This window comes from Arthrobacter sp. P1_B9 (assembly GCF_056406495.1).
Genome location: NZ_JBFUAA010000003.1, coordinates 255,733 through 269,761, shown reverse-complemented (window position 1 = coordinate 269,761; position 14,029 = coordinate 255,733). Strand labels below are relative to the sequence as shown.

Below are 14,029 nucleotides of genomic sequence, written 5' to 3'. Positions count from 1 at the left end.
TTGTCGGAACGCTGAAGGCGCGGCGGCCCTCACAGAAGCGCCGGCTCAGGCCCTGGCGGACTCTTTCGCGGATTCCTTGGCGGCTTCCTTTGCGGATCCCTTGGGCACGAACAGGGTTTCGGCCTGCTCCAGGGACATGCCGTTGGTCTCCGGGACCTTGAACATGACGAAGAAGAACGACGCCGCCGCGAACAGCGCGTACATGGCGTACGTCAGCGGCAGGGAGGCCGCGGCCATGACCGGGAAGCTCAGGGTGATGGCGAAGTTGGCGATCCACTGCGCGGCCGCGGCCAGGCCCAGGGCCCGGGCGCGGATCCGGGACGGGAAGATCTCCCCCAGCAGCACCCATACCAGCGGGCCCCAGGAGGCGCCGAAGCTGATGACGAACACGTTGGCGGCGACCAGCGCCGCCGGACCCCACGCCCCGGGCAGCGAGATCGCGTCGCCGGACCCGGTGGCCGAGCCGAAGGCCAGCGCCATGGTGCCCAGCGAGAGGGCCATGCCGATGGAGCCGGCCAGCATGATCGGACGACGCCCGATCCGGTCCACCAGGGCGATTGCCACGAGCGTGACCAGGATGTTGGTGACGGCGGTGGCCACGGAGATGGTGAGCGAATCCTTTTCCTGGAAACCCACGGCCTTCCACAGCGTGGTGGAGTAGTAGAAGATCACGTTGATGCCGACGAACTGCTGCAGCACGGACAGGATGATGCCGATCCAGACCACCGGCTGCAGGCCCAGGGCCTTGCCGCGCAGGGATCCCTTCTGGCCGGCAAGCTTGTCCTCGTCGATGGCCTTCTTGATGTCGCGCAGGTGCCGGTCCGAGTCCTCGTCCGGGGCGATCGACTTGAAGACCCTGAGGGCCTCATCGTCCTTGCCCTGGAACACCAGGAACCGCGGCGATTCGGGCAGGGTGAAGGCGATCCAGCCGTAGACGACCGCGGGAACGGCGGCGGCCATGAACATCCAGCGCCACGCTTCCAAACCAAGCCACAGGGCCTGGTCCGCGCCGCCGGCCGACGTCGCGAACACGGCGTCGGAGAGCAGGGCGGCGAAGATGCCGGTGGTGATCGCCAGCTGCTGCAGCGAGGCCAGGCGGCCCCGGACGTGGCGGGGGGAAATTTCGGAAATGTAGGCCGGCGCGATCACCGAGGCCAGGCCGATGCCGAGCCCGCCCACCAGACGCCAGAAGATCAGGTCCCAGACGCCGAACGCGAACCCGGTGCCGATGGCGCTGACGAGGAACAGCAGCGCGCCCAGCTTCATGGCCGGGATCCGGCCGTAGCGGTCGGCGATCTTGCCGGCCAGGTAGGCCCCTGCCGCGCAGCCGAGGAGGGCCACGGCGACGGCGAAGCCGGTCACGGTCTCGCTGAGGGCGAACTCGTCCTTGATCGCGTCGACGGCGCCGTTGACGACGGAGGAGTCAAAGCCGAAGAGGAAGCCGCCGACGGCGCCCGCTACGGCCAGCCAAATGACCCTTTTTGGGATCTTGGCGGCGGTCTGGTCATGGGTGGTGGTCATACGGCTCCCTTGGCAGTTCGCGGTCCACGGCCTTCGCCGCAACTACCCAGTCTTACACCCGCCCCCGCGTGCCCCCTGTCACAACCACTGGAAAGTGAGACGAAACATACACTTTGCCGCTGCTGCGGCTGAGGACAGACGACGACGGCCGGCAGTCCACAAGACTGCCGGCCGTCGTCGTGTTCCAGACCTCGGGACCGCCTAGTGGGCGGCGGCCACGGCGCCCTCCCGGGCAACCGCCTTCGGGTCCGTGAGTTTCTTGTTCGGCAGGGCGAACGTGATCAGGAAGGCGATGCCGGTGAGCACGGCGGCCGTGAGCATGACCGCGTCGATCGACTGCGCGAAGCCCTCGACGATGGGACGGGTGAGCGTCGAGTTGGCCGTGTGCAGCCAGCTGGTGTCGTTGAGCGAGTCGTTGCTGGCGCCGTTCTTGAAGAAGTCGTAGAGCTGGGCGTTGGCCGGGTCGGCGGCCACGGCCGGATCCTTGAGCACCTTGAGGTAGTCAGCATTCTGCGCGGCGTCCTTCATGCCCGTGGCGATCTTGTCCGCCGCGAGGCTGAAAAGCATCGAGATGAACACTGCCGTGCCAACCGCGCCGCCCATGGAACGGAAGAACGCGGCGGAGGAAGTGCCCACGCCCATGTCCTTCGAGGGCACGGAGACCTGCATGGCCAGCGTCAGGGGCTGCATGCAGAAGCCCAGTCCCAGGCCGAAGAACACGGCGATGGCGCCGGGGACCCACAGCGGGGTGTCCACGCCGAGGGAGAGGCCCATGACGACGGCGGCCGCCGTCAGCGTTGCGGTGCCAAGGATCGGGAAGATCCGGTAGGTGCCCGAGGCCGAGATGGTCCGGCCCGCTGTGATGGAGCCGGTGAGGATGCCCACGGTGAAAGTGATCATCATGAGGCCGGCCTCGGTGGGGGTCAGGCCCTTGACCAGCTGCAGGTACATGGGCAGCATCGCGATGGCGCCGAACATGCCGATGCCGATGATGAAGTTCAGCAGCGAGGACAGGCCGAAGGTGATGTTCTGGAACAGCCGGAGCGGGATCAGCGCGTAGTCGGCGGCGTGCCGTTCGGCCAGCAGGAACGCGATGATGCCCACGACGCCGAGGCCGTAGCAGAGGTAGGAGTTCGCGGAGCTCCAGCCCCAGGTGCGGCCCTGTTCGGCCACGAGGAGGAGCGGCACAATGGCCAGCGTGATGGCCGCGGCGCCCCAGTAGTCGATCTTCTGCTTCACGTGCTTGGCGGGGAGGTGCAGGTACATGAACACCACCGTGAGGGCCGCGAGACCGATCGGGATGTTGATCAGGAACACCCAGCGCCAGCCGTCGATCCCGAGGATGGTTTCGGTGCCCGCGAAGGCGCCGCCGATAACCGGGCCCAGGACGGAGGAGATGCCGAAGACCGACATGAAGTAGCCCTGGTACTTGGCCCGGTCCTTGAGCGGCACGATGTCGCCGATGATGGTCAGGGCGAGGGCCAGGAGGCCGCCGGCGCCCATGCCCTGGATGCCGCGGGCAATGGCGAGCTCGGTCATTGAGTGGACCGAGCCGGCGTAGAGCGAACCGGCGAGGAAGATCACGATGGCGATGAGATACAGCGGGCGGCGCCCGAAGATGTCACTGAGCTTGCCGTAGAGCGGCGTGCTCACCGTGGAGGTGATGAGGTAGGCGGTGGTGGCCCAGGCCTGCAGGGAGAGGCCGTCGAGGTCGTTGGCGATCGTGTAGATCGAGGTGGACACGATCGTCTGGTCCAGCGAAGACAGGAACATGCCGAGCATGAGTCCCACCATGACGGTGATGGTCTGACGGTGGGTCAGGACCTCTCCCGCGGCGCGCACGGAGGTGGTTTTGGACATGACTGCTCCAAGGTGAAGTGGGGGATTAAGCGGATAGTTGCTTTCAGTAACTATGTTACTGGCTGAATTGTTCCCGCCACTACCTCGGGGAGAAGAAAGTCCTTAGCGTTCGACCAGGATCCCGTCCGGATCGCACCAGATCATCACGCCGGGGCGGATGGCCACGCCGTCGATTTCCAGGGGCACGTCGATTGCCCCGGCGCCGTCCTTGGCGCTCTTGCGCGGGTTGCTGCCCAGTGCCTTGACCCCGAGCGGCAGCCCCGCGATGGCGAGCCGGTCCCGGATGGCACCGTTGATAACGACGCCGGCCCAGCCGTTCGCGACGGCGCTCGCCGCGATCATGTCCCCCATCAGTGCGGTGCGAAGGGAGCCGGCGCCGTCGACCACCAGGACGGAGCCGTGGCCGGGAGCGGCCAGCACGGACTTGACCAGCGCGTTGTCCTCAAAGCAGCGGATAGTCCGGACCGGCCCGCTGAAATGCGTGTGCCCGCCCAGGGACTGGAACTGCACCGACACGGATTCCAGCTCCCCGCCGCGCTCGTCGTAAAGGTCTGCGGTATTCAGGGCGGAAGCGTTCACAGTGACTCCTTGAGTGTTAACGGCGGGGCTCATCCCCGAGACTGGCACATTCCGAACGGATCCGCCGAGTCCCGGGGACCAGAACTACCTCTTGCTACAAGGAGTCCACGTCTTTCCGCCGGGGGCATAACAGCGGGGACCGTTGTATCCCGGATATGGATTGGGTGCCGGAGCGGGCGGCACATAAACGGGCGGGACATAAGCCGGCGGGACGTACGGGACAGGTGCCGGGGGCACGTAGGGCGCCGGTGCGGGGGGCAGGTTACGGATCCGCTCGGCCTCGGCTGCTGCAGCGGCTTCGGCGGCCTGGCGGGCAGACACTGCTGCCGCCGCGGCTGAGGCTGCGTCCGCGAGTTGCTTCTTTTTCGCGCCAATGGCAGTCTGCCTGGCGGCCCCGACCGTAGCCGCTGAATCCAACCTGCTCGTCATCGCCGCCAGCTGCGCCGGCTTGTATGCGGCCCATTGGATTCCGTCTTTGGCCTTTGCCGCTACCTTGAGCGCAGCTACAGTTGCGAGGGCTGCGACCAGCCCGGCATGGCCCCGGTCCAGGTCGGACACGGAATCGGAAAGGGGATCGGCGGCCAGAGCTTCAACAGCTTGCGCCGCAATTGCAACCTGTTGGGACGGCAGGCATGCGACGTTTGAGGAGTTCAGGCCTACCCCCCGAGTGCGGGCCTCATCAAAGGCCTCAACCACCGGCGGATAGAACTTCTTATTGGGCTCGATCAAGACGGGTACGCCGAGTCCGAGCCGGGCGATCTCAGCGTTGACCAGCTTTCCGCCTGAGTCGAAGACCGCAGCTAGGGTGCGTCCGTATTTGTCCAAGGGCTCGAGGTCCAGTTCTAACGTGACTTTGGCACCAACGGGCAGAAGTTCTTCGAGGCCTTTGGTCGCTTCGGGGCCCATACATTCCACAGGCGTGTTGGGGTCTTTGGTCTCCGGAGTGTCGACATTCAACAGACGAATAGTCTTTTCTTCACCGTTCATTGAAGCCTTGAATGTGTCGCCGTCGATAATTCGTACGACAGTTGCCTGATCTCGTCCCGACTCGGAACCCGGGCGCTCGGATGCTTTTGTCTCGGCGGCCGCGCCGGAGTTGCAGCCGCTGAGGGCAAGCAGTGCTGCCATAGCAATCCCTATGGCCTTGGTTCGGGCAGCAGAGCCCGACATTTGTGACAACAAGATGTATTCCCCCACGGAATGAGTGATGATGATTTTCTCCATAGCTGGAGGTTCAACGATGACCTTACTGCGCCGGCCCGCCAATGAGCGCCAGTGTCGTCCCAGATCTGCCGAGTCCCGGTAGTCTGGCTGCGCACTGATACATATGCCTGATCATCAGTTCCAGGGGGAGCCATGAGCATGTCCGATACCACCGCGCCGGCGCTCGCCGAACCCGAACGCCGCGTCCGGCCTGTCTGGACGGCAGGGGTGGTGCTGGTCAACGTCGGCATCAACGCGGCATTCTTCGGCCCGCTCCAGGTGCTCCTCGGCCAACAGGCGGCAGCCTTCAGCGAACCGGACAAGGAAGCCATCCTCGCCCTCGTGACGGGTGCGGGTGCGGCCGTGTCCCTGGTGGCCAACCCCCTCTTCGGCGCCTTCAGCGACCGGACCACCGCGCGCCGGGGGCGGCGGGTGCCGTGGGTGCTCTTCGGTGCGGTCCTGGGTGCCGCGGCCCTGATCGCGCTGGCCGGCGCCCCGGGCGTTGCCGCCATGACGCTGCTCTGGTGCCTCGTCCAGGCCGGCTGCAACGGCGCCTATGCGGCCATCACGGCGGCCATCCCGGACCGCGTGCCGGTACCCCAGCGCGGCACCGTCGGCGGCCTTGCCGCCATGGGACAGACAGCGGGAATCCTGGCAGGGGCGGTGATCGCCGCCGCCGTCGCCGGAAACTTCGCCGCGGGGTATGTTGTCTGCGCGGTGGCGCTGCTCGCCGGCGTCGTGCTCTATTACTTCAAGAACGACGACGTTCCGCTGCCTGCGCAGGCCCGTCCGCCGTTCAGTCTGGGCGGCTTTGTGCGGGGTTTTTGGATTTCCCCGGCCCGCCATCCGGATTTTGCCTGGGCCTGGCTGACACGGCTCCTGGTGAACATCGGCAACCATATGATCACCCTCTACCTGCTGTTTTTCCTCAACGACGCCGTCCGCGTCCGCGAAACCCAGGGTATCGAGCCCGAGTTTGGCGTCCTGATCCTCACAGGCCTGTATGCCGTCATGGTGATCATCACCAGCGTGGTCGGCGGCCGGCTGAGCGACCGCCTGGGCCGCCGGAAGCCGCTGGTCATCATCTCTTCCGCCGTGATCGCCGCAGCCTCCCTCATTCTTGCGTTCGCGCCCACCTGGCCGGGTGCGCTGGTCGGCGCGTCCGTGCTCGGCATCGGCTTCGGCTGCTATCTGGCGGTGGATTTTGCCCTCATTACCCAGGTGCTGCCCACGGCCCTGAACCGGGGCAGGGATCTTGGCGTCATCAACATTGCCAACTCGCTGCCGCAAGTGCTCGCCCCGCTGATCGCGTACCCCTTTGTTGCCTTCTGGGGCGGCTATGTGGCGCTGTACTTGGCGGCCGCCGTGATTGGGCTTCTGGGGGCCGTGTTCGTGGTGAAGATCAAGGGCGTGGACTGAGCCGCCCGCGTTCCGTGCAGGGGGCCTCGGAGCCCCGGTCTCCTCGCCGGGCGCCCGGATTCGTGGCGTATAGTGGACGGCAATTGCCGCGGCAGCGCGGTGGGCGGATCGCGCCCGGCTGCCGAGAAAAACGACCCCCGGAACGCTGCTGATGCCTGATTTTCACTCAGATCTTCCACCGATGGCCCCTCCACCCACTCTGCCCCGGCAGCGGCTCCGTTACGTGCGGATCCTAGACGTCGCCGCGGGGTTTGCCCGCAAGGGCCTGGACTCCGTGGTCCTGTCCGAGGTGGCGGCCAAGGCGGACGTGCCACTGGGGACGCTGTACCGCTACTTCCCGTCGGCCACCCAGCTGGTCCTGGCGCTGTACCGCAAGCAACTGGGCGAACTGCTCGCGGGGAGCTCGCCGGCGGCCGGCAAGGTCGCGGCCCAGGCCCTCGCGGGAGTGGTGATGGAGATCTTCCACATGCGCCTGATGCAGCCCGCCGTGGAGCAGTCCCTCAACCGGGCGGTCTACGTCAAGGACAACGACACAACGCGGCTGCTGCGCGAGATCGATGCGACGGCCGAGAAGGCAGTCACGGCGGCGTGCGGCGACCCGGCCGTGGCCCGGGTCCTGCTGCTGACGGTTACGGGCCTGGTCCAGGCCGTCCGCTGCCGCCGGCTGTCCCTCTTCGAAGCGGAGGAGGACCTGAAGAAGGCCTGTTCCCTCCTGCAGCGGACCCCGCAGGCCGCGTAACTGGTCTAGACCAGCGGCCCGGAATATGCCCTCCCGCGCGTGATCCGGGTCACATATTCTGGAGAAGAAACGTTTCACCACGGGTGGGTAACGCTCCCCGCGGGCGTAACGGGCGCGATGCCCTGTTTACCATTGCTGGACCGGAGCCGGCTGATGCCGGCAAATCGGGGAAACACCGGCGACCGCCACCTCTGGTCGCCGCCGCCCCTGCCAGACCAACTTGAGCATCCTTGCTTGAGCTTCCATGAGCCGTGCGCCCACGGTGAGCCCCAGGAGACAACGACGTGTCCACTGAAACGATCATTCCCGCCGATTCCACCTCCCCGGCTGAGCCAGTAGCCGTGCTCAGCGACGAGGAAATCTTCGCATCCCACGAGGGCGGCAAGCTGTCGATTTCCAGCACCGTCGCGCTTGCCAGCAAGCGCGACCTCTCCATCGCCTACACGCCCGGTGTCGCCCAGGTCAGCCGCGCCATCCACGCCAACCCGGAGCTCGCCAAGACGCTCACGTGGGCCCAGCGCCTCGTGGTGGTGGTCAGCGACGGCACGGCCGTGCTGGGGCTGGGCAACATTGGCGCCAGCGCCTCGCTGCCCGTGATGGAGGGCAAGTCCGCGCTGTTCAAGGCCTTCGGCGAACTCGACTCCATCCCGCTGGTCCTCAACACCACCGACGTCGACGAAATCATCGAGACACTTGTCCGGCTGCGCCCCAGTTTCGGCGCCGTCAACCTTGAGGACATCGCCGCGCCCCGCTGCTTCGAACTAGAGGAGAAACTCATCGAGGCGCTGGACTGCCCGGTCATGCACGATGACCAGCACGGCACCGCCGTCGTCGTCCTCGCCGCCCTGACCAACGCCGCCAAGGTGACCGGCCGGACCCTCGACAGCCTGCGTGTGGTGGTCTCCGGCGCCGGGGCCGCCGGGATCGCGGTCGCCGAAATCCTGCTGACGGCCGGAATCGGCGACGTCGTCCTCCTGGACTCCCGCGGCACCATCAACAAGGACCGCGCGGACATCGCCGCCGATCCGGCCAGCAAGAAGGCCCAGCTCGCCGCCCGCAGCAACCCTCGTGGCGTGACAGGCGGCCCGGGGGAGGCGCTGCTCGGCGCCGACGTGTTCGTCGGGGTCTCCTCTTCGAAGCTGGACGAGGAGCACCTCAAGCTGATGAACCACAGCTCGATCGTGTTCGCCCTGTCCAACCCGGACCCGGAAGTCCTGCCGGAGGTCGCGAGCAAGTACGCGGCCGTCGTCGCCACCGGACGCAGCGACTTCCCGAACCAGATCAACAATGTCCTGGCCTTCCCCGGCATCTTCCGCGGCGCCCTCGACGCCGGCGCCCGCCGGATCACGCCGGCCATGAAGCTCGCCGCGGCCCGGGCCATCGCGGAACTGGCCGAGGATGGCCTTTCCGCGGACTACATCGTGCCCAGCCCGCTGGATCCGCGCGTGGCCCCGGCCGTCTCCGCCGCAGTCGCCGCGGCGGTGGCCGCCGAGTAGCAGGACCGCGTCAGAAGGCATCCGACACCGGACGACGACGGCGGCGCTTCCCTGAGGGGGGAGCGCCGCCGCTGTCGTTCGGCGGGAATCAACCAGCCCTCCGTCCGGAAGTTAGGCGCCGGCATACCGGGCCCGGGGCCGTCAACGGCAGCCCCGGGCCCGGCCATAGACTGGGGCCATGAACCCCGAGATTGTCGTGACAGTGCTCTGCGGCCTCGCCATCGTGGTGGGCGTTGCCGGGACGATCATTCCCGTTCTGCCCGGCAGCATCCTGATCGGGGCGAGCCTGCTTGCCTGGGCATTGTGGGGCGGCGCCGGGACCACCGGTTGGGTGGTCTTCGGGATCGGGATGCTTTTCGTTCTGGCCGGCCTGGCCGCGAGCACCGTCCTTACCGGCCGGAAGCTCAAGCAGCACAGCATCCCGAGCCGTTCCGTGGTGGTGGGCCTCGTGCTGGGCGTGGCCGGCATGTTCGTCATCCCCGTGGTGGGGCTCTTTGTGGGCTTCGCCGCCGGGCTCCTGCTCAGCGAGCTGCAGCGCACCCGCGTGTTCGGCACCGCAGTGGCCTCGAGCTGGGCCGCGCTGAAGGCCACGGGCCTGGGCATGATCGTGGAATTCGGCCTCGCGTGCCTCGCCGCGAGCACCTGGGTGATCGGCCTCTGGGTGGCCTCGGCGGCCTAGCAGCGGCCTGCCGGAGCCTACTACCATGGGGGAATGAGCGCCGGACTTGGCGAATCCGCCCCCCAAATTCCTGACGGCCGCATTCCCGCTGGCCGGCTTGCTGACGGCGAAAGTCCCGACGGCCAGCGCAGGCCGTACACGGACACCCGCGACCTGACGCCCTTCCGCAAGGTAGTGGTCCGGACACCCGTCCGCGGCCTGGCCGGCACCGTGGGCGGCGCGGTGGCCGGACTCATGGCGGGCCGGGCACCCGGGACGCTGGCCGCCGAAGGCGGGGTGCCCCGGCTGGGCAGGGTAGGGGGCCGGACCTCCGCCAAGAGGTTGAAAGCCGTGCACTCCGCCGTCTTCGGCAGCACCGATCCTGACCGCCTGATAACCCTGGCCCGCTCCTACCCCGGCTGGGCGGGGGTGTGCTACCTCATGGCCGGGCTGCTGGCGTACGCCCACGGCGGGCACCTGCGCGCGTCCGAACTCCTGCAGCACGGCCTGAGACTGCGGAACGACGAGGACGCCAACCGTTACGCCGGCGAATACCTGGCCGGCGTGGTCACCAGGGTGGAGGTGGCCGAGCGGATTGAGGTTCCGGTGCTCTTCTCCGAGGAGGCCGTGTTCCTGGCGTTGTCCCATTCCCTGCGCGAGACCGGCCAGACGGAGGCGGCGCTGGCGGCGCTGGCCGGCCTGCCGCCGTCGTTGCCGCTCGCCCTGGCGCGCTGTTCGCTGGAGGCCGAGCTGGGACGCGACGTCGACGTGGTGGCAGAGACCGAGGGCCTGCTGAACGCGGACGATCTGTCCGCGGCGCTGCTGCTGGTGCGTGCCCGGTCGCTGCGCAGGCTCGGCGCCTACACCGCTTCCCGTTCGGCCCTGCAGGAAGTCCTGCGGCGCAGGAAGACTGACTTCACCCTCCGCAGCGACGCGCTGACGGACACCGCCCTGCTCCTCCTCGAGGCGGGCCGCAAGACCCTCGGCGGCCGGGACTGGCAGCGCCACAAACCGGCACAGCTGGAGGCCGTGAAAGCCATCCGCAAAGACGCCGAAATGCACGAACTCTGGGACCGCGAATACGGGCGCGCTGACGACGACTGACGGGCTTCCACGCCCGATCGCGGCCAAATCCACGTATCCACTACTCTTGCGGGCCCCTGGGGCGGGGAGTACAAACGAGGCATGAGAGATGCGGTGGAGCGCTGGATGCAGCACTACATCACAGCGTGGACGACGAACGATCCGGAGGACATCCGGGCGCTGTTTACCGAGGACGCCATTTATGCGACCAGCCCCCAGGAAGCCGAACCGTGGCAGGGCCGGGACGATATCGTGGAGCACTGGCTTGCCGGGCGTGATGAGCCGGATGACTGGATGTTTGAATGGAAGCTGCTGGGGGTCGACGGCGGCCGGGCGTTTGTGCAGGGCCTGACGACGTACCGCGGCAACAGCCGGAGCTATGACAACTTGTGGGTCATCCAACTGACCGCGGACGGCCGCGCGTCGTCCTTCACCGAGTGGTACATGCAGCGCAAGTAGCCCCAGGGCGGATTCGCGTCCTCACCCGTGCGTCATGGCTGCGCTGACGGCGGGCACGATCTGCTCGGCGAGCAGCAAGGCGCCCAGGGCCAGCATGATGATCCCGCTGGCCAGCGTCACTTGGCGCGCTGCGCCCGGCCTGGCCTGCAGCAGTTTCCGCGCCAGGAGTGCCACACAGCTGTAGATGACGCCCACGAGCAGGATGAAGGTCAGCCCGAGCAGACCCGACTGGACCGGAACCGGCCACGCGGCGTCAGGGCTGACGAACTGCGGCACCAGGGCCACGAAGAACAGCAGGCCCTTGGGGTTGATCCCGCTGATGCCCATGCCCTGGAGGAAGACCCGGAACTGGCTCGCGGGTGTGGCGGCACCGGGAGCAGCGGTACCGGTGCTGAAGCTGGCCCCGCGCCAGGACCGCAGGGTGCTGAAGCCCAGCCACAGCAGGTAGAGGGCGCCCGCCGCGGTCAGCCAGCCCAGCACGCCGGGCATCCCGGCGAGCAGTGCCGCCAGGCCCAGCACAAGCAACGCCGTGTGGAGGGCGTAGCCCCCGCAGAGACCGGCGACGGCGGGCGCGAAGCTGCGCTGCCGGAGCCCGGCCGCGATCGAATAGGCCCAGTCGACGCCGGGGGTGCATGCCAGGGCGACGGCGACAACCAGGAAGGCGAGGAAAAGCTGGGGGTTCATGGCGGGCTCCAGGAGTGCGGCACCCCGTGGCGGGTACAAGAAAAACTCTAGGCAAATTCGGCCGGGAAGTGCTCGCTTATTTACTGAAGAATCACCGCTATTGGGTAAGATAATTGCGTGATTGACGCCATTGACAGAAGTATTTTGCGTTACCTCAAATCGGACGGCCGGATGACTGCCACGGCCCTGGCGGCCAAGGTGGGGTTGACCGTGGCTCCGTGCCATCGCCGGCTGCGGGATCTGGAGGCCGCCGGGATCATCCGGGGCTACCGGGCGGATATTGATCCGGCCGCGGTGGGGCTCGGTTTCGAGGCGATCGTGTTCGTGACCCTGCGCCAGGTGGACCGTTCCACCATGGAGATCTTCGAGAGCCGGGTGGCCGGCAATCCCAACATCGTCGAGGCCCAGCGGCTCTTCGGGTCGCCGGACTACCTGCTCAAGGTCATCGCGGAGGACCTGCCCTCCTACCAGCGTTTCTACGACAGTGAACTGACCTCGCTGCCCGGCGTCGAGCGACTGACGTCTACGCTGGTCATGAAGAACCTGAAGGCCAACGCCGGGCCGCCGGTCTAGACGCGTCCGCCTGCTCAGGCGCCGAGCAGTCCCGTGGTCCGGTAGGGAATGACCTCGCGCAGGAACATGCTCGTTGAGGTCCGGACGATTCCGGGACACAGCCGGATTTCCTCTGACACGCGGTAGAGATCGTCCGGGCTCTTGGCCACCACCCGGATCAGGAGATCGGTGTCGCCGGCCGGGGCGTGGCATTCGAGCACCTCAGGGATGTTGCGCAGGGCGGCGATTGCCTCGTTGAGGTGGCTCTGGTCCAGTTCCGCGCTGACCGCGGCCGCCACGCCGCGGCCCAGGGCGGACGGCAGCACCCGGCTGCTGTTCGGCCGGAGCGCGCCCGACGCCGACATCCGTTCCAGGCGGGACTGGACGGTGCCGCGGGCCAGGCCCAGCTTCTGCGCCAGCACCATGACCGGCACGCGGGGATCTTCGTCCAGCGCGGCGAGGATCCGCCGGTCCGTCGCGTCGAGCTCCTGCAAAATGACCACTTCCTGTTGGCGGTCCGGGCTGTGGTTGATCAGATTGACTACTCTGGGGCCGGTCCGTTGCACCAACTGTAGGGCTTCTGCTCAAATGGTGACAACAAGGGGACGAGGCCACCGCCACGATCCCGAAGGCTACGGACATCCCGGCACACCACCCGGACCCCGGACGAGGCTCCCGCAAGGAACCAGCCGCTGACTGACTCTTGTTCACGCATCGTCATTCCGCACAACGCACTCGCGGCAAGAGCCCCTGAGCCACCGACGCCGGATTTCCCGAAGTCATCGGTAGCTGAGGGGCTCTTGTGCTGCTCCGCATAGGCTTATCCCATGACCTCAGCTGGCCGCTTCGCCCCCAGTCCCTCCGGCGAACTGCATGTCGGCAACCTCCGGACGGCCATCCTGGCGTGGCTGTTCGCCCGGTCCACGGGGCGGCGGTTCCTGCTGCGGGTGGAGGACCTGGACCGTGCCCGGGCCGGCGCCGAGGCCGAGCAACTCCGCGACCTGGCGGCGATCGGCGTGAACTGGGACGGCGGCGTCGTGCGCCAGACGGAGCGTGAGCACCTGTATGACGGGGCGATCGCGGAGCTGACGGCGGCCGGCATGACCTATGAGTGCTTCTGTACCCGCCGCGAAATCCAGGAGGCCCCCTCGGCACCGCACGCTCCGCTGGGCGCCTACCCGGGAACGTGCCGGAACCTCAGCGGCGCCGAGCGCGAGGCCAAGCGGGCCGCCCGGCCGCCGGCTGTCCGGCTCCGCTCCACCGTGGCCGAGGTGACGGTGCGGGACGTGCTCCACGGCAGTTACACCGGGGTGGTCGACGACTTCGTGCTCCGGCGCAACGACGGCGTGACCGCCTACAACCTGGCCGTGGTGGTGGACGACTCCGCGCAGGGCATCGACCAGGTGGTCCGCGGCGATGACCTGCTGCCGTCCACGCCGCGGCAGGCCTATTTGGCGTCGCTGCTCAATATGCCTGTTCCTGAATATGCGCATGTGCCGCTGGTACTGAACGCCGACGGCGCCCGGCTGGCCAAGCGTGACGGCGCCGTCACGCTGGCCGACCTGGCGTTGGCCGGGGTGGGCGCGGACCAGGTCCGGGACACTTTGCTGGACTCCCTTGGCCTCCCGCCGGGCCGCCTCGACGAAGTCCTCGCCGCCTTCGACCCGGCGGCCCTGCCCCGCGAGCCCTGGGTGTGGCCCGGGGTACCGGGAGCGCACAAGGGGGCGCATCCGGGAACCGGCCTCCGGGCAGGGACGGACAGCCGCGGCGCGTAGG

At 67.7% G+C, this 14,029-nt stretch carries 14 protein-coding genes; 8 read left to right on the top strand and 6 right to left on the bottom strand.

What is annotated here, in order from left to right; genetic code table 11:
• Positions 1–45: 45 nt before the first annotated feature.
• From AC1D1A_RS06185 to AC1D1A_RS06170, 4 genes are all read right to left on the bottom strand, one after another.
• Complete coding sequence (locus AC1D1A_RS06185; protein WP_476947348.1) at positions 46–1,521, bottom strand: sugar porter family MFS transporter; 1,476 nt, start codon at positions 1,519–1,521, stop codon at positions 46–48.
• A gap of 201 nt (positions 1,522–1,722) precedes the next feature.
• The gene (locus AC1D1A_RS06180; protein WP_476947347.1) at positions 1,723–3,381 is read right to left on the bottom strand and encodes an MDR family MFS transporter; all 1,659 of its coding nucleotides are present in this window, start codon (positions 3,379–3,381) and stop codon (positions 1,723–1,725) included.
• A gap of 102 nt (positions 3,382–3,483) precedes the next feature.
• On the bottom strand, positions 3,484–3,993 hold the full coding sequence (rraA, locus tag AC1D1A_RS06175; RefSeq protein ID WP_476947346.1) for a ribonuclease E activity regulator RraA: 510 nt from the start codon (positions 3,991–3,993) through the stop codon (positions 3,484–3,486).
• A gap of 51 nt (positions 3,994–4,044) precedes the next feature.
• Positions 4,045–5,184 carry a thermonuclease family protein gene (locus AC1D1A_RS06170; protein WP_230009036.1) on the bottom strand — a complete coding sequence of 380 codons (1,140 nt, stop codon included), beginning with the start codon at positions 5,182–5,184 and terminating at the stop codon, positions 4,045–4,047.
• A 132-nt stretch (positions 5,185–5,316) separates the two neighbouring features.
• Here AC1D1A_RS06170 and AC1D1A_RS06165 point away from each other — a divergent pair, with 132 nt between their 5' ends.
• The 6 genes from AC1D1A_RS06165 to AC1D1A_RS06140 all read left to right on the top strand — a co-directional run bounded on the left by AC1D1A_RS06165 (position 5,317) and on the right by AC1D1A_RS06140 (position 11,017).
• Complete coding sequence (locus tag AC1D1A_RS06165) at positions 5,317–6,582, top strand: MFS transporter (protein WP_476888072.1); 1,266 nt, start codon at positions 5,317–5,319, stop codon at positions 6,580–6,582.
• 181 nt (positions 6,583–6,763) lie between these two features.
• Complete coding sequence (locus AC1D1A_RS06160) at positions 6,764–7,321, top strand: TetR/AcrR family transcriptional regulator (RefSeq protein ID WP_476857711.1); 558 nt, start codon at positions 6,764–6,766, stop codon at positions 7,319–7,321.
• A gap of 302 nt (positions 7,322–7,623) precedes the next feature.
• The gene (locus tag AC1D1A_RS06155) at positions 7,624–8,817 is read left to right on the top strand and encodes an NAD(P)-dependent malic enzyme (RefSeq protein ID WP_476947419.1); all 1,194 of its coding nucleotides are present in this window, start codon (positions 7,624–7,626) and stop codon (positions 8,815–8,817) included.
• A gap of 178 nt (positions 8,818–8,995) precedes the next feature.
• Complete coding sequence (locus tag AC1D1A_RS06150; protein WP_230007333.1) at positions 8,996–9,496, top strand: DUF456 domain-containing protein; 501 nt, start codon at positions 8,996–8,998, stop codon at positions 9,494–9,496.
• A 33-nt stretch (positions 9,497–9,529) separates the two neighbouring features.
• The gene (locus tag AC1D1A_RS06145) at positions 9,530–10,579 is read left to right on the top strand and encodes a hypothetical protein (RefSeq protein ID WP_476947345.1); all 1,050 of its coding nucleotides are present in this window, start codon (positions 9,530–9,532) and stop codon (positions 10,577–10,579) included.
• Positions 10,580–10,660: 81 nt separating this feature from the next.
• Entirely contained in the window at positions 10,661–11,017 is a 357-nt protein-coding gene (locus AC1D1A_RS06140) for a nuclear transport factor 2 family protein (RefSeq protein WP_028277562.1), read from the top strand.
• Positions 11,018–11,038: 21 nt separating this feature from the next.
• Here the strand turns inward: AC1D1A_RS06140 and AC1D1A_RS06135 are convergent, their stop codons facing one another.
• On the bottom strand, positions 11,039–11,701 hold the full coding sequence (locus AC1D1A_RS06135) for a LysE family translocator (RefSeq protein ID WP_230007336.1): 663 nt from the start codon (positions 11,699–11,701) through the stop codon (positions 11,039–11,041).
• Between the two features lie 117 nt (positions 11,702–11,818).
• On the opposite strand from AC1D1A_RS06135, the gene AC1D1A_RS06130 reads away from it, so the two are divergent.
• A complete protein-coding gene (locus tag AC1D1A_RS06130; RefSeq protein ID WP_079555658.1) occupies positions 11,819–12,274 on the top strand; it encodes an Lrp/AsnC family transcriptional regulator in 456 nt (151 codons plus the stop codon).
• 14 nt (positions 12,275–12,288) lie between these two features.
• Here the strand turns inward: AC1D1A_RS06130 and AC1D1A_RS06125 are convergent, their stop codons facing one another.
• On the bottom strand, positions 12,289–12,747 hold the full coding sequence (locus AC1D1A_RS06125; RefSeq protein WP_176803545.1) for an Lrp/AsnC family transcriptional regulator: 459 nt from the start codon (positions 12,745–12,747) through the stop codon (positions 12,289–12,291).
• Positions 12,748–13,080: 333 nt separating this feature from the next.
• Between AC1D1A_RS06125 and gluQRS the strand changes: the two genes are divergently transcribed.
• Positions 13,081–14,028, top strand: coding sequence for a tRNA glutamyl-Q(34) synthetase GluQRS (gene gluQRS, locus AC1D1A_RS06120; RefSeq protein WP_476947344.1), 948 nt, complete (start codon positions 13,081–13,083; stop codon positions 14,026–14,028).
• Position 14,029 lies beyond the last annotated feature (1 nt).